Here is a 13205-nt window from a genome sequence, read left to right on the forward strand (position 1 = left end):
TTTTGCTCCATAAAAAAACCCGCCTCAATGGGCGGGTTGTATTTGATTTAATTGACCGATTACAGCAACGTCTCTTCGCCATCACTTGTGATCAGCTTCCACGCATCAGCGGCAAACAAATATGCGCTGCCAACATCAAGCATCTGATGTGCATTTTCTGCGAGCTCACCCAGTGGACCGTGAATCTGGGTGACCAACTTACCACTGGCAATCAGTTCATTTGCTGCCGAAACCGCATCATCGAGCGTCAATTCCCCGCCCAATCCTGCATTCGCTGCATCAATGTTCGGCGTTGTTCCAGTGTCTGCCGTGCCATTTGCCCCGTCTGCATCACCGTTTGGAGGTGTTGATTGACGTCGTTGAGTATTTTTTGCATCTGCCATAGTTTTTCCCTTCCTTCAGAGTCCCGAGCCGGGCTGTTCACCCATGCCTGGTTGATGTTGTCCCGCATCAGGCTGAAAGCCTCCTGATAAATCGGGTTGTCCAAAATCTCCTGAGCCTGCCGCCCCCGGTCCATCTCCTGAAGCTCCGAGGTCGTCGGGTGCTGGCTGTTCGTCTGCATCAGTTAATCCTTCCGTTTGCTGATATACCTGGTTGAAGTTGGCCGCTTCTGCTGCCGCTTGTTGCATGTATTTCAGCTGCAACTCTTCACGGCGAATTGCCGTGTCGATCTCCAGTTGCTGCCAACGCAATGCATATTCCTGCTCGGCCTTCCAGCGTTCTAGCGAGAATTCGCGCTGATCCGTCTGCGACTGTTGGTGCAGCTTGATCAATTCTGGTTGCGGTTGCGGAGGCTGTTCTGGTGCCGGCGGCTGCTTGCTTGGATCGCTAAAGAACTTCTCAGGCGATTTAAAGCCAATGGCTTTGGCGTATTCCGTCGCAGCGTTGTAGATTGACTGCGGGTCAGCAACACCAATCTGCATGGCCTCGCGTTGGATCTGCATGACAGACATCAGATGCTGGGCAATCTGATCTTTATTGCCAGTGCCTAGCCCAACGTTGATTTGCAATTGCAGCCGATCGCGCCATTCAGTTGGGTTGATCTGTTTGAGTGACCCGCCCATATAAACTTCGGTTGGCTGCTGATACTGGCAAATCAGCTTCAGGATTAACCGGAAAAGATCTGTAACGCCTGTCTCAGCAAAAACCCGAGCAATCAGCTCAATCCGCTGATCTGACTTGTTGGTGATGATGTTAATGCCGGTTGCCGTGTGGTTCAGGCTATCGGCCGTAGTGCCTTGGCTGTAACGAGTCCAGCCAGTAATGTTTTCCTGATAGCTGCTCATGTACTCGAGCAGCTGATAACCAGCTTGAGCGCCTTGAGGCTGTACCAATGGTACGACTGCACCAGGCGATTTCATCCGCACAATGCCGCCTGGGCGACTGGTCATCAAATCATCAAGATTGACCTGCCCATCTACAACGCCAAAGCGCTGATTAACCGTCAGATACAGATTATCGAGCATGGCTCGCATGATCGATGTCTTGATGCGGTGTGGCTCACGAGTCAGGTCGGCCATTGAGAGGCCAAACATCGAATGCGGCAATGGAATCGGCGTCAGCGTGACAAATGGATGCCCATCGACTTCTTCATTGCACAGCAGCATATTGCCTGCCTTGCGGATCATGCGCCATTCAGGGAAGCCATCGCCGTCATAATCGACCTTGATATAAGCTTCCAGCACATGAACGATGCGCGTCGATTCATCTTGCGTTTGCACGCCAAAGCTTTGCGGGTTGATTGCCTGCTCATCATTCTGAGCGCGCCGAGTAATGGCCTCCTGCGAGGTCATATTGGCATCTTCGCTACCGATACCCGCAAGCAGATCATCGCTGTAGCCCATGGCACGCAATTCAGCAATCGTCATGGCTCGACGCTGAGCCACAAAGGAAGCATCCCGCAGTGACTTGGTGTCACGCCGAATCAGCATCTCTTCAGGTGGGATAGGCTCAATTCGAACCTGAGATTTGCTTTTGCGAAAGGCCAATTCGATGGTCAATAATGGCTCGCCAGTTTCCTCATTAGGTACTTGTTCCGCACTGGCAATCTGCGCATCAGGATTTCGCTGCAGTAACAGCATCAAATCATCTTGCGTCAGGCCTTCATAGCGTTCAGTGCGCTGTGTTTCGTCACTATCCCAGTAGACTTTCAGAAAGCCATTCTTGAGCAGCAGTGCATCCTTGAACCACGAATACAGCGCCATAAAGCCGGGGTTTTGCCGATTAAATACGTGATTAACGTACTCGGTCGCATCTTGCGCGGCCTGCTCCATGTCTGGATGATCGGCAGTAAATTCCACCGTGTCATCACCAGCGGTGAAAATGCGGATCAGCTGCGGCAACATCCACTCAACCGTAGCCAGTGTTTCATTGCTGATGACCGTGCTGCGGCCTTCGATTTCAGGCGGAGCCAACTCACCAACGGCATTGCCAAGGTAATAATCCAGAGCGCGTTTACGGCTCTCAGCCAAGCGCCCACCGTTGTACCCCAACGCCCCGCGCGCTTCTGCATCAATCAGCGCAATCAGGCTCTGATCGTCCATCGGTTCGCGCTCACTCATTTATTGCCCCTGAAATGAAAAAACCCGCCGAAGCGGGTTAAGTGGATCTTGCAAATGACTATGCGTAACTACCCATTGACGGGTATCTGAGCGTACCGCCCCATTCGTCATTGCTAAAACTTTCGGCGTTAATGGCTAGATAGCGAAACATATCTGCGCCGTGGCTGAACTCATCATGCAGCGGCGCACCTGGCTCATTCGTTGTCTGCGGAATTCCTCGGCGATATCGCTTGAGACACTCAACAAGACGACTGGCCTGACGGTCAATGTATGTACGAGGCAACGCCATACGAGCCAAACGAATACCATCTTCGATGCTCATGCTGGGGGTGATTTGCACTGTCCACCCCATGTTTTGCATGATCTGTTGTGAGCTCATGCCTGTTTTGAAGTCTTTATGAGCACCATCGTGGGGTAAGTACATCGTTCCCCAATTCAGATTCATATTGCGCAGCTCAGCGCTGTAGCTATCTAGCGTTCGATGTGAATCTTCGATGTACCGAATCACGCGCAATTCAGATGCAACCTTTTGCACGACGCCGATCGACATCGCATCGTTCCACCCAAGGTCCACAATGACATGTGATTTCAGCATTGGGTCATAAGGCACATCACGATGACGGCCTTGCTCAATCAAATTGCCAACCTCGTCGGCATAGATCGCGCCATCAACGACAGACTTACATTTTCCTTCCCAGATGTTGGGATAAGACTTTGGATCTGAGAACTGGCAATGAACGCGCTCTTTTTCCAGTTCCTCTGGAAACCATGGGTTATCGTTGTAGTTGATCTGGACGACCCAAGCACCAGGCGGCGGATTGAGCACAAATCGCTGATAAGTCGGATCGGTATCCAGATCAGGGTTAAACGAAACCCAAATCTCACTACCCGGCTTCCGAATTGTTGGAGTCAGCGTATCCCATGACTTCTTGCTGACGGTTTGCGCCTCTTCGACCCAAACGATATCAACACCTTCGAACGACTTAATCGATTCAACTGTGTGCGATGCTAAGCCTGCAAAGGCAAACTCTGTGCCATTAGCACCCTTGATTGAGGTATCGGTGATGGTGAAGAACTGGCCTAGGCCAAGCGATTGGATTTGATCGCCCAAGAGCTTGTGAACCGAATCTTTGATGGATTTTTGCACCTCGCGAGCGCACAAAATACGCAAAGGCGATTGAGCGGCCTGAATGAGCAGCGCTCTGGCGAATGACCATGATTTTGCGCTTCCCCTTCCCCCATGCGCCACTTTGTAGCGGCACGGTGAAAACAGGCCGCGCAGCTTGGCAGGGAAAGGGGCGTTTATCATGGTTCGTGAAAGGTCACTTTAATCCCAAGGTTGATTGGATTATCTGGATCACCAGTCAGCTTCTGCTCGATCTTGTCACCGTACTTTTTCGGAGCCAATTTGCTGGCATACCATTTGCGAGCGTCGACACGCAGCTTTGAACGAGCCACAACGTCATAGTCCGTGCGCTGATTGCCTTTGTCGTCAACGTAGGTGTCATTCAGGCCATCGTCGGAAATGCTGATGATTTCATCAGCCAAGGTGTCTGCTTGGATTTCCCTCGCGCGCGCGTATTTCCCGCGAAACTCTTCGTGCCGATCAAGCCAGCGAAGCACTGTTGCCATGTTCGGCATGCCAGCACTCTTGCAAATTCGATTCAAACTTTCACCGCATGCGATGCGATTGCAGATTTCAGAAGTGAGCTTATCGGAGTACGTGCTTGGCCGATGTGCAGGTTTCTTTTCCGCCCCATTAGCCATGCTTCCTCCAAACAAAAAAGCCCCACAAAAGCGAGGCTCAGAAATGAAAAAAGCCACCGGTTAGGGTGGCTTCATAAACTTTGGACGTAACTTCTCCGTCTGCAAATATGGTAGTTATCCGACACCCTATTGTCAAGCAAGGGTCAGCTCCCGCTCATTTTCCACGCTTAGCAAAAGGCTGCGATGCTGAATTTCAAGTGTTGCATAGGCCAATAAACTCAACCGTTCTAGCCGCGGAATGATGTGATTTCTTTCGTAGCGACTGATCGTATTGTCGGCACAACCAACTGTTCGACCAATAGCTGCGTAGCTTGCCCCCTCGCCTGTCGCCCATTTGCGGATCAGCTCCAAATCAGTCTTGAGCCCAAACTTATGCGGCGTATTCGCAGCTAAAAACATCATCTCGGTATCACGGCCAACGTGCAGGGCCCAGAGTACAGCGCGTTCCTCGGCCGGCAATCGGTTGATTTTCAGCATCACATAGGCCGCTTGGGTTTTCTGGTCGTGAAACGTCATTTCCCCGAATGCAGGCGCTTGCGATTCGGCGAATTTTTGCACCTTGGCGCCAGAAACGGTTTCGATCTGGAAAGCCCAGCCGACTAAGGCCTGAATGCTGGAAAATTGCATGGTGTCGCCTCGATCAAGCAGCCTGCTTGGCTAATGGGGTAATACGCACACGAACGCCGGGCACGTCAGAGAAACGCTTGCGCTTTGACACCTCAACCACCTGAACATCATCTTTCCACGCCACATTGTTGAGCCCGTCGAAGATGGCTTTTTCAACGTTGTCGATATCGGGCTTCTTGGTTGGCATCACTTCGCCTTGGCGCGCTAGTTCCTGTTTTTTCTTCGACCAGCTAGCAGCAATGGGAACACGGATGTCCATCTGCACCATGACTGGACCTTCGATCAATTCGCGCTCGCCCATGGCCATACGAGCAGCATGTGCAATCAAGCCCTCGTAGGCGACGGTTTTCTCTGGCGTGTAGAGGTGCGCAAACTTACCGCCGCGGGTTGTCGCCTTCGGACGGCCCTTGCCAACAGGCGCACCAGGTACGAAAAATTCAAGCGGATTCATGTCTTGGTTTTGCATTTCACACCCCTTCCGGTAAAAGTTTTTGCAGGCCACGCTCGCAAACATGTGCAACCAAGCGCTCTGGAATTTGCTGCCCCCATGCGACGAAAGCCTTCACTGCTTTTTCCAGCGTCACCATGGGCAAGCCTTCCGGTTTTTCGGCGATATCGTGCGCCCATCTGGTGTACATCGTTGCCGCAGGCCTTCCGACTTTTGCAGCTGCGCTCAGCGTTTCAGTACGCTTTGCCGCTTCTTCACGACTGATCGTCGTTTTACCTGGCGCGGGCAGCGATGACTCAGGCTTAACCGCAGGTGGAATTGGATCGTTGGCACGGTCTTCTGCGCGTTGGTAACTTGCAGCCCAGCGGCTTTTGAGTTTTTCAGCAGGCAACAGCAGCAGATCATTGCCGATATTCACGGCAGCCCAAAATGTGCGTGCATCAGGCCAGTTCTCAGGCATTCGGCTACGCCGTGCACTCATGCAGTCGATTGCGACGTAGAGCAAGGCATCAACGTTCAGGGTTGATGCAGGACGGCAGGCGGCAAGAAATTCATCGCAGCTGGGTGGAAAATTAAATTTCGCTGTTAAACCAAGGCGTAAATCGTCCGCACTCAATCCCGCGAGTTCTTCGCCCCAGACCATCTTGGCGTTTTTAACCCCGATGTCTTCGCCGTCTGATGCCAGTTGCCCAGCTCGAAACTTATCCAAAAATGGGTTTCCAAAACGGCCATGCAGACGCATGAAAATCCGCTCTACCCAAGCGGCGGCAAGGGGCTGTGCAAACTCAGTTGATGGCGCGTTCATTGGAGTCTCCCATCAGGTGCGCAATGTGTTCGGGCTTGAAAATCGACTTAGCAGCAGCCGCTCGACCTGCGTCACGGCCTTTGGCTGTGGCTTGCGTTGGCGCAGACAACACGCTGTTGCGCAGAATCGTGTCGAGGTAGCTGGCGCTGATTGGCTGGTTGGACGCCTTCGCCTCTCGGGCTTCCTTCGCCAAGTCCAAGGCCTGCAGTGCTTGGGCGTCGGTAATGCCGTCCTTGACCCAACCGACGAAGGTCGGGTCTGCAGGGGTGACTGATGCGCCACGGTTTCGGAGCAAGACGGCAAATTCCGTCATTCGGCTTTGGGTCACCGTCGTCGTCGGGTCGGGTTCGCTTACCACTGCAGGTAGATTCGACGATGATGTCTCTACGGAGTAGTTATTTATATTCCCTGTCTCTGTCCCTATCCCTGTCCCTTGGATGGTGTTTCCCGAGGGACATTGCGGGGACATTCGTTGATTGTCCCTAGGGACAATTTCGGGACAAGTGCTAGGACATTGCTGGGACAGCCAGTCCTCAAAAGTAGGCGGATTGAATTCGAGCTGATGTCGCTGGCAATGCTTTTTCAGTCGTGCACACTCTGTTTTCCAGCGTTGAACCAACTTGGCCTGATAGGCTTCACGCGCTTTTTCAGCGATCACAGGATGATATAAACGGCCGTCGGAGCATTTAATCCAGCCACGTAGCGCGCCATTACGAACTTTTTTCCACTCCTTCACGACGCGCCCATAGCCAGCCAATTGGGCCAGCACAACATCATCATCGGGCAGGCTGGCCGCAGGCACTTGATGCCAACTCGCGCACCAAAGCAAAATGCCAGCACGGAACTCTTCGCCGTCAGTAAGCGCAGAAAAATCAGAATCACGCAGACGCACCACGTCAAGCGGAAGAAATGCAAAATCACGAAGATCGCAATCTTTTTCAGTGAGTGGTTGCGATGTCATTCGTTAAATCCTCTGCCCGCGCAGCTCATCGGCCAGCAAATATTTACGCGCCAGTGTTTTGAGCGCGGCCATTTCCGATGGCTCAACGACCATGTCGCATTCATTGACGACCTTGTCGTTCTCCTCGGCCAACTTCAGCCCTAGCGCCGTGAGCAGCTTCCCGATTTCAAGGAAATGGTTGTCTTTCTTCCACTTGCTGATCGTGGATTGATCGACGCCGATTCTGTCGGCTACTTGAACTTGTCCAGTCTCCGCCAGTTTCGCCAATAGCTGGCTTTCGATCTGGCGTGATCTTTCTTGAGCCTGCTGTAATGATGTGGACATGACTTAACCGCCAGCCGGCGGCCTCCGGTTGGTTAGGTTGATGGGGTGACTTGATTTTTTAAAGCCGTAATCGCTTGGTAGTTCTCAAGAACTACCGCAGAAGGTATGCCACGACTTTTCCAATTGTGGACGCGCTGCTGTACCCCTGGCTTTGACGGATCAAGTCCAATTAATTTTGCAAACGCGGTATCGCCGCCTGCAATACGAATAATGAGAGTGCTGAGATGTGCGTTCATACACAGGATTAAACCCCATGTTTACACAACATGCAACACTACGTTTAACAACAAGCCGTTTAAGTCGTGTAATGTCAACCAATATGGAAAGTACATTCGAACGCCTTTTTAGCGCTGCACAAAGCAAAGACCCTTCAGTTAAAGGGAATAGTGACTTGGCTCGTCTTGTGAATGAGCTGCCGCAAACCATAACCAATTGGCAAAAACGCGGAGTACCCAAGGCAAAATTGACCGACTTAGCGCGTTCACTCAATGTTCATGCCGAATGGCTCGCCAGCGGCACTGGGCCGATGAAAACGGATGCAGTGTCAGAGCCTGTCTATCACAGTGCACCATCCGAGACGCATCCGCCTTCGGTGGACGATTTGTTGAATTTGCTCAGCCAGCGCTTAAATGAAACCGATGAATCAACCAAATCTTCGGTTGGGCAAATGTTGTTGAAATACAGTGAAAACCCAGACCCTAACTCTCGGATTGCAAACGCCATCAAGGCGTTACTGGACGATAAAGATAAATGATCCCACCGCTTGATGAGCGCGGCTTATTGCCAGCGGGAATTCACACCGCCTCACTTGAGGCGGTGGCTCATGCTTTTTGCTCAGGCCAATATCGAGAACTGCTTTGGCAAGATTTGATTCGGTTTCTCCGGGATCATTTCATAGCAGCAAACCTGCATCCGCCCTTATACTTGGCTGGCAGTTTTTTTAGCGACAAGCCAAATCCGGGCGACATTGAACTGACCGTTGATTTAGGTGGCCGTAGCCAAGAGCAAATGTTAGCTGCACTGGCTTTGTTTCTTGAACGGCAGCGATGGCATAATGAGTACCGAGTCGACTATTATCCAAACATGCCTGGCAATAGTGATTTTGTGGCTTTTTTTCAATATGTTGGCCCTAAAACAGCACAAACCAAAGGCCTTAATGAAAAAGATCGGCGAGGAATTATAAAGGTGGAATCATGGACACTTGGGTAGAGCAAACAGAGCGGCGCGTCGCCATCCTGCTCGACCAAATGGCGGCCGCGTTATCCATAGCACAGGGCAGCAATCTCGACTTGAATAGATTACGTGCTCAATATCAAAACAAAATATCGCAAATTTATCGTGAAGAAATGCCCTTGGCTCGCGTCATGGACTCTTCTGATCTGGTAACTAGATATGAGGGGAATGCTGTCGATGATTGCACGCCCTCAGTCCAATTGGTCTCGGGTTTATTTGGCGATTTACAAAAATACATCAAGCAGCTAGTCAAGGCTCTCTCTGGCCTTCAAGTTGATCAACGCCCACACTGGCCAGAAGGCGTTGACCTTCGATTGTCTGGACTTGCCAAAGGGAGCCTGATTGTCGGAGTTAAGCTTGATGCACATCGTGGCATTGGCTCACAAATTGAATTGGATGGCACCCTTGATCCCCTGTTTATTCAGGTCCAAAAGGCTATGCGCACTTTAACCTCAGTGCCTCAGTATGTTGATGCCAATGAAATCAATGAAGATATCCGTAATGAAGTTAAAGACCCGGCAGTAAGAGATGCGTTATTGGTTGCAGCCTACAACTTGGCTCCGACAGGAAGAAAAGGCATTGAGCGTGTTTCTTTCAGCAATATCGAAGGCGATCCACACAGAGAAGCCTTAACCCCACAAAGCCGCAAGGTTTTACGATCAGCAATTGATCGTCCAACCTTTGAGACCAAGCGTGGCGACTTTGAAGGTGTGGTTCGAGAAATTGACCTTGATGCAAAGCGCTTTGAGATTCGAGGCGTTGAAGGCGTTCAAACAGTTCGTTGTATTTTCAACGAGATGAATGCAGCCAATGCAAGTGAATGGCTAAACCATAAAGTTGTTGTGCGTGGGCAATATGAGGCAGGCCCAAGTGGGATTCCACGATTAATGCAGGTTGAGCAAATCATCCCATCTTCTGAAATAGTTGCAATTGAAGATTTGTTTAATAAACAAACGTCGGATAATTAACCCGCATCAACTGCGATATCCGATAGTTTTCTGTCTTGTAGTTTGGCGAGGAAAAGGGCTGTGACCTTTGATGATGTTGTGCGTTTTATGACGCAAAAAGGCTTTGATTTAAAGTGCGCTTGCTGCCAATCGGATGAATGGACTCTCTATCGCGGGGATGGTGAGAGCAACACCCCGTTTGCATTTTCTTCGGTAAAACTCACACCCACTGGAGAGCCATTAGCGACTGGACGTTTTTTTTATCCAGTCTTGGTCGCCGAATGCGTTAATTGTGGTTTCTTGCGCCAATACAATTACAAAAGAGTCCAAAAGTGGGTCGATGAAAACCCATACCCCCCCGTCAAAGATAACGAGCTACCAGCATGAGTGCAGAGAAAATTCATGAGGCACCGAAGGATAATGTGGTGCGAAATAAATTTAATAATGGTCACGGTGGCGATGGCGGAGGCTATAATGGCGATATGGAACAACGAATTAGCAAGCTAGAAACAGCCGCAGACTCAACACGTGACGCATTGCATAAAGTCGATGCGCGTCTGACAGTGATCGAAAAAACCATGGCAACTAAAGAAGATTTGCATCGTGAGTTGACCGCACAAACTTGGCGAGTCGTTACCTACGTGACAGGTCTGGTTGTCACCGTTAGCGGTGCATTAGTCGCAGCTACCTATTTCATCGCTATCCACGCAAAATGAAAATCATCCGAAATTTTCTAAAAGACTGGCGATATGGTGTCACGATGATGCTGGCAGCGCTTGGCGCTACCGAAGTGGGTCAGACAATCGCTCAGCTTTTAGAGAAATTCCTTAAATAAATAACCCGCCTCGGCGGGTTTTTTGTTGCCTATTTCTTCACGTAAGCCTGATATGCCGTGCGCCAGTTGTCATAAATGGCGCTACGTGCAGCCTCTAAATCCAACTGCCCGTGGCAAACCATCTTCTGCAGCTTCACTTCCAAGCGGTCTTTTTCCTTTGCACCGCCCTCTCCTTCCCATGGCTGCAGCATCAAGTTTTCAAGTTTTCGTGGATGCCCCCCGAGCGCCAGTGGGATGCGGTGATCCAGCTCGTACTGGTCAGCATCTTTCCAATCTATACCTTGCCGCTCCATCAGAAGCTTTTTCACGCCATTGGTATAACTGGTCGCAGGCCGGACTGATTTTGTATAGCCAGACACACAGATTGTTTGCTGAATCGTTTCTTGGGTAACGTCTTGGTTGATGGCTTCTGGTGGGTAGGCGAAGGCGACCGAGCAGATGAAGAAACTGAGGAAAAGTGTTGGTTTCATGAGGAATTCCGTTCGATAACTGGCTGCCAGTATAGGCTAGGATTAAGATTGCTTATCGAATTAGTCAGGTGAAATCATGATGAATTTTGGCAGGAAATTGTTCCTCATAACTGCTTTAGTGCACCAACTTACTATCCCAACCATAGCTAACGCTGAGGATAAAAACGGCAATTTCGTTGTCGGTGGCGGAGTTGGAGGAGTTGAGTGCCCAGAGTTCGTTAGTACAATGGAAAGAGCAACCTCACACGGCCTTGGCTCTTCTGAATACACACAGGCAATATATCCATACGTAATGTTTATTGCAGGATTTATGACTGGTTACAACGCGCAAGCCAAAGACACATGCAATATTTTTGATTCCTACAGCAATGATCAAAGATTGGCCTGGCTGAATAATTACTGCAAATCCAATCCTTTGGATAAGTTTGGCTCCGCAGTAATTAAACTCTCTAAAGAGGTATACCCAAAGCGAAAGAAATCATGCAGCTAACTTGAACCAAGTCAGGAAATTCCACCGCCTTCGGGCGGTTTTTTTACGAGCAAAAACAATGAATTACACAAATTGTTTACATAAAATTAAACACTGCGTTGCAATAACAATAAACATGGTGTTTAATAACCCCATCAGCACACCAAACCGTGCACCGCTCTTTAACAACTCAACCGGAAACAAACTCTCCGCCCCGCTATCGGGATGCGCGTGCAGTACGGCCTACGACTGGCACGGCTGCACGATGGCACTGGCCTTAAATCGCAGTGGAACGAAATGACGGAGACAGCGCCAGCCAGCGGCGCAAGATTGCTGGATGAGTTGGTATGCGACCACGACGCATATGTCTGGCATGGGACACGATCCATGCAAACCAAAACAACCTTCAAAACTGCAGGCTTTTTTGGTTTATTTTGGAGCCAATTTTATGGCGTTAACACAAGAGCAGCTAAAAAGCTGCTTAAGCTACAACCCAGAGAGCGGTGAATTCATTTGGATAAGCCGCAATAAAAACAATGTCCGTTCAGGCCGTACCGCCGGCCATTTAAGGAGTAACGGGTACATTGAAATTCGCATAAAAGGGAAATCATATTTAGCCCACAGGCTTGCGTTTCTCTATGTGTTGAATGAACTTCCAGAGTCATCTCGCCAGATTGATCACATCAACGGGAATCGGATGGACAACCGTATTTCCAATCTGAGGCTGGCTACTCCCTCGCAAAATCTACAAAACCAAAGAACAGGCAGAGGAAGGTCAAAAATGCTTGGTGCAATCTGGGATCAAAAAAGAAACAAATGGGTGGCTCAAATTAAAGTCAACGGGAAGCGCAAATATCTCGGCATGTTTGAAACGCCAGAAGGAGCACATTCCGCCTACCTAAAAGCAAAGAAAGAGTTGCACGAATACTCAACGATTTAAATCGATTCAGGCAAACCAAAGCGGCTTGGGAACAGGTTGTTTTGGTTTAACAGGAGAGCAATGATGAACGAAGCACTGAAAGCATTATTTCCAGCCATTGTGCTGGCCGAGGGCGAATCCTACGCAGGCATCATGATCGGCGACAATGGCGAGAGCTACCACCTGATCAATACAAGCCACCAGCTTGAAGCTGCAACATGGAAGGAGGCAATGGGCTGGGCGAAAGAGCTTGGTCTGGCGCTACCAAATCGCAAAGAAGCTCGGTTGCAGTGGGTTAATACCCAATCAGATTTTGAAGAAGATTGGTACTGGACTGCCGAAGAATACGCTTCGGGTTCAGGTTGTGCATGGACTCAGGAGTTCGACTACGGCGGCCAGAGTTTCAGCCTCAAGACTTACGAGTTCCGTGCCCGAGCCGTCCGCAGATTACCTATTTAGTCATTTATCAATTTTAGCCAGCTTGAAAAAGCTGGCATCGTGAAGTGCCTTGACCTATTCCTTGAACCTTCAATCAGTACAATGGCTTTTTGGTTAGGACACTTCACGATGTATCGAGTCTGCATCGTTGAGCCTTGTCATTTTTAGATGATGATCTGTGTATGGAATTTGCAAACAGCGGCACAGGGTTTCGACCCGTCGCATAGCCGCAGCTTGGGAAGGTGTACCAGGCAAAACCCGACAAGGCTCTACGATGTGCGCTCCTAAGGTCGCAACATCGTGCTCTACCTCTCAACAGCAGGCCGATGTGCTGCAAGGCATAGTCTGAATCGGCCACCCTTTCCAGTACAAACAAGAAAGTGCATTCATTGGCGAGTTTA

Annotated in this window: 19 protein-coding genes; 8 read left to right on the forward strand and 11 right to left on the reverse strand. The window is 50.1% G+C overall.

Annotated features, from left to right (window positions below; all coding sequences use genetic code 11):
* Nucleotides 1–59: 59 nt before the first annotated feature.
* The 10 genes from HQ393_RS04945 to HQ393_RS04990 form a co-directional block, all read right to left on the reverse strand.
* Nucleotides 60–383 carry a hypothetical protein gene (locus HQ393_RS04945; RefSeq protein WP_179357734.1) on the reverse strand — a complete coding sequence of 108 codons (324 nt, stop codon included), beginning with the start codon at nt 381–383 and terminating at the stop codon, nt 60–62.
* Nucleotides 384–398: 15 nt separating this feature from the next.
* On the reverse strand, nt 399–2561 hold the full coding sequence (locus tag HQ393_RS04950; RefSeq protein WP_179357735.1) for a portal protein: 2163 nt from the start codon (nt 2559–2561) through the stop codon (nt 399–401).
* Nucleotides 2562–2619: 58 nt separating this feature from the next.
* The gene (locus HQ393_RS04955) at nt 2620–3870 is read right to left on the reverse strand and encodes a PBSX family phage terminase large subunit (protein ID WP_218871297.1); all 1251 of its coding nucleotides are present in this window, start codon (nt 3868–3870) and stop codon (nt 2620–2622) included.
* Complete coding sequence (locus HQ393_RS04960) at nt 3867–4328, reverse strand: terminase small subunit-like protein (protein WP_179357736.1); 462 nt, start codon at nt 4326–4328, stop codon at nt 3867–3869. The genes HQ393_RS04955 and HQ393_RS04960 overlap by 4 nt, the downstream gene beginning before the upstream one ends.
* A 132-nt stretch (nt 4329–4460) precedes the next feature.
* Entirely contained in the window at nt 4461–4955 is a 495-nt protein-coding gene (locus HQ393_RS04965) for a helix-turn-helix domain-containing protein (RefSeq protein WP_179357737.1), read from the reverse strand.
* A gap of 13 nt (nt 4956–4968) precedes the next feature.
* Nucleotides 4969–5421, reverse strand: a complete 453-nt coding sequence (locus HQ393_RS04970) for a RusA family crossover junction endodeoxyribonuclease (RefSeq protein WP_246307957.1) — start codon at nt 5419–5421, stop codon at nt 4969–4971.
* 1 nt (nt 5422) lies between these two features.
* Nucleotides 5423–6208, reverse strand: coding sequence for a hypothetical protein (locus HQ393_RS04975; RefSeq protein ID WP_179357738.1), 786 nt, complete (start codon nt 6206–6208; stop codon nt 5423–5425).
* Complete coding sequence (locus tag HQ393_RS04980; protein WP_179357739.1) at nt 6189–7169, reverse strand: DUF1376 domain-containing protein; 981 nt, start codon at nt 7167–7169, stop codon at nt 6189–6191. The genes HQ393_RS04975 and HQ393_RS04980 overlap by 20 nt, the downstream gene beginning before the upstream one ends.
* A gap of 3 nt (nt 7170–7172) precedes the next feature.
* Nucleotides 7173–7493 (reverse strand): CII family transcriptional regulator, encoded by a 321-nt coding sequence (locus HQ393_RS04985; RefSeq protein WP_179357740.1) that lies wholly within the window; start codon nt 7491–7493, stop codon nt 7173–7175.
* A gap of 32 nt (nt 7494–7525) precedes the next feature.
* Nucleotides 7526–7729, reverse strand: coding sequence for a hypothetical protein (locus HQ393_RS04990; protein ID WP_179357741.1), 204 nt, complete (start codon nt 7727–7729; stop codon nt 7526–7528).
* Nucleotides 7730–7746: 17 nt separating this feature from the next.
* On the opposite strand from HQ393_RS04990, the gene HQ393_RS04995 reads away from it, so the two are divergent.
* The 5 genes from HQ393_RS04995 to HQ393_RS05015 are packed head-to-tail and all read left to right on the forward strand — an operon-like array spanning nt 7747 to nt 10389.
* A complete protein-coding gene (locus tag HQ393_RS04995; protein WP_179357742.1) occupies nt 7747–8247 on the forward strand; it encodes a hypothetical protein in 501 nt (166 codons plus the stop codon).
* A complete protein-coding gene (locus HQ393_RS05000) occupies nt 8244–8702 on the forward strand; it encodes a DUF6932 family protein (RefSeq protein WP_179357743.1) in 459 nt (152 codons plus the stop codon). The genes HQ393_RS04995 and HQ393_RS05000 overlap by 4 nt, the downstream gene beginning before the upstream one ends.
* Nucleotides 8687–9694 carry a hypothetical protein gene (locus HQ393_RS05005; RefSeq protein ID WP_179357744.1) on the forward strand — a complete coding sequence of 336 codons (1008 nt, stop codon included), beginning with the start codon at nt 8687–8689 and terminating at the stop codon, nt 9692–9694. The genes HQ393_RS05000 and HQ393_RS05005 overlap by 16 nt, the downstream gene beginning before the upstream one ends.
* A 60-nt stretch (nt 9695–9754) precedes the next feature.
* Nucleotides 9755–10060, forward strand: a complete 306-nt coding sequence (locus tag HQ393_RS05010) for a hypothetical protein (RefSeq protein WP_179357745.1) — start codon at nt 9755–9757, stop codon at nt 10058–10060.
* Complete coding sequence (locus HQ393_RS05015) at nt 10057–10389, forward strand: hypothetical protein (protein ID WP_179357746.1); 333 nt, start codon at nt 10057–10059, stop codon at nt 10387–10389. Before HQ393_RS05010 ends, HQ393_RS05015 begins: the two co-directional genes overlap by 4 nt.
* A gap of 148 nt (nt 10390–10537) precedes the next feature.
* Here the strand turns inward: HQ393_RS05015 and HQ393_RS05020 are convergent, their stop codons facing one another.
* Nucleotides 10538–10978, reverse strand: a complete 441-nt coding sequence (locus HQ393_RS05020) for a hypothetical protein (RefSeq protein WP_179357747.1) — start codon at nt 10976–10978, stop codon at nt 10538–10540.
* Between the two features lie 76 nt (nt 10979–11054).
* Between HQ393_RS05020 and HQ393_RS05025 the strand changes: the two genes are divergently transcribed.
* The 3 genes from HQ393_RS05025 to HQ393_RS05035 all read left to right on the forward strand — a co-directional run bounded on the left by HQ393_RS05025 (nt 11055) and on the right by HQ393_RS05035 (nt 12825).
* Nucleotides 11055–11468, forward strand: coding sequence for a hypothetical protein (locus tag HQ393_RS05025; protein WP_179357748.1), 414 nt, complete (start codon nt 11055–11057; stop codon nt 11466–11468).
* Nucleotides 11469–11784: 316 nt separating this feature from the next.
* Complete coding sequence (locus tag HQ393_RS05030) at nt 11785–12387, forward strand: HNH endonuclease (protein ID WP_179357749.1); 603 nt, start codon at nt 11785–11787, stop codon at nt 12385–12387.
* A 60-nt stretch (nt 12388–12447) separates the two neighbouring features.
* Nucleotides 12448–12825: an Lcl C-terminal domain-containing protein gene (locus HQ393_RS05035; RefSeq protein ID WP_179357750.1), complete on the forward strand. Its 378-nt coding sequence runs from the start codon at nt 12448–12450 to the stop codon at nt 12823–12825.
* The last annotated feature ends 380 nt before the right edge of the window (nt 12826–13205 follow it).

Source organism: Chitinibacter bivalviorum, from assembly GCF_013403565.1.
Taxonomy (GTDB): Bacteria; Pseudomonadota; Gammaproteobacteria; order Burkholderiales; family Chitinibacteraceae; genus Chitinibacter; species Chitinibacter bivalviorum.

Excerpts from the sequence above, each read along its gene's own strand:
- HQ393_RS05030 (WP_179357749.1), top strand. The coding sequence starts at position 11,785 with ATGAGTTGGTATGCGACCACGACGCATATGTCTGGCATGGGACACGAT.
- HQ393_RS04960 (WP_179357736.1), bottom strand. The coding sequence starts at position 4,328 with ATGGCTAATGGGGCGGAAAAGAAACCTGCACATCGGCCAAGCACGTAC.
- HQ393_RS05000 (WP_179357743.1), top strand. The coding sequence starts at position 8,244 with ATGATCCCACCGCTTGATGAGCGCGGCTTATTGCCAGCGGGAATTCAC.
- HQ393_RS05015 (WP_179357746.1), top strand. The coding sequence starts at position 10,057 with ATGAGTGCAGAGAAAATTCATGAGGCACCGAAGGATAATGTGGTGCGA.
- HQ393_RS05020 (WP_179357747.1), bottom strand. The coding sequence starts at position 10,978 with ATGAAACCAACACTTTTCCTCAGTTTCTTCATCTGCTCGGTCGCCTTC.
- HQ393_RS04990 (WP_179357741.1), bottom strand. The coding sequence starts at position 7,729 with ATGAACGCACATCTCAGCACTCTCATTATTCGTATTGCAGGCGGCGAT.
- HQ393_RS04975 (WP_179357738.1), bottom strand. The coding sequence starts at position 6,208 with ATGAACGCGCCATCAACTGAGTTTGCACAGCCCCTTGCCGCCGCTTGG.
- HQ393_RS04970 (WP_246307957.1), bottom strand. The coding sequence starts at position 5,421 with ATGCAAAACCAAGACATGAATCCGCTTGAATTTTTCGTACCTGGTGCG.
- HQ393_RS05025 (WP_179357748.1), top strand. The coding sequence starts at position 11,055 with ATGATGAATTTTGGCAGGAAATTGTTCCTCATAACTGCTTTAGTGCAC.
- HQ393_RS05005 (WP_179357744.1), top strand. The coding sequence starts at position 8,687 with ATGGACACTTGGGTAGAGCAAACAGAGCGGCGCGTCGCCATCCTGCTC.
- HQ393_RS04945 (WP_179357734.1), bottom strand. The coding sequence starts at position 383 with ATGGCAGATGCAAAAAATACTCAACGACGTCAATCAACACCTCCAAAC.
- HQ393_RS04985 (WP_179357740.1), bottom strand. The coding sequence starts at position 7,493 with ATGTCCACATCATTACAGCAGGCTCAAGAAAGATCACGCCAGATCGAA.
- HQ393_RS04950 (WP_179357735.1), bottom strand. The coding sequence starts at position 2,561 with ATGAGTGAGCGCGAACCGATGGACGATCAGAGCCTGATTGCGCTGATT.
- HQ393_RS04955 (WP_218871297.1), bottom strand. The coding sequence starts at position 3,870 with ATGATAAACGCCCCTTTCCCTGCCAAGCTGCGCGGCCTGTTTTCACCG.
- HQ393_RS04980 (WP_179357739.1), bottom strand. The coding sequence starts at position 7,169 with ATGACATCGCAACCACTCACTGAAAAAGATTGCGATCTTCGTGATTTT.
- HQ393_RS05035 (WP_179357750.1), top strand. The coding sequence starts at position 12,448 with ATGATGAACGAAGCACTGAAAGCATTATTTCCAGCCATTGTGCTGGCC.
- HQ393_RS04965 (WP_179357737.1), bottom strand. The coding sequence starts at position 4,955 with ATGCAATTTTCCAGCATTCAGGCCTTAGTCGGCTGGGCTTTCCAGATC.
- HQ393_RS04995 (WP_179357742.1), top strand. The coding sequence starts at position 7,747 with ATGTTTACACAACATGCAACACTACGTTTAACAACAAGCCGTTTAAGT.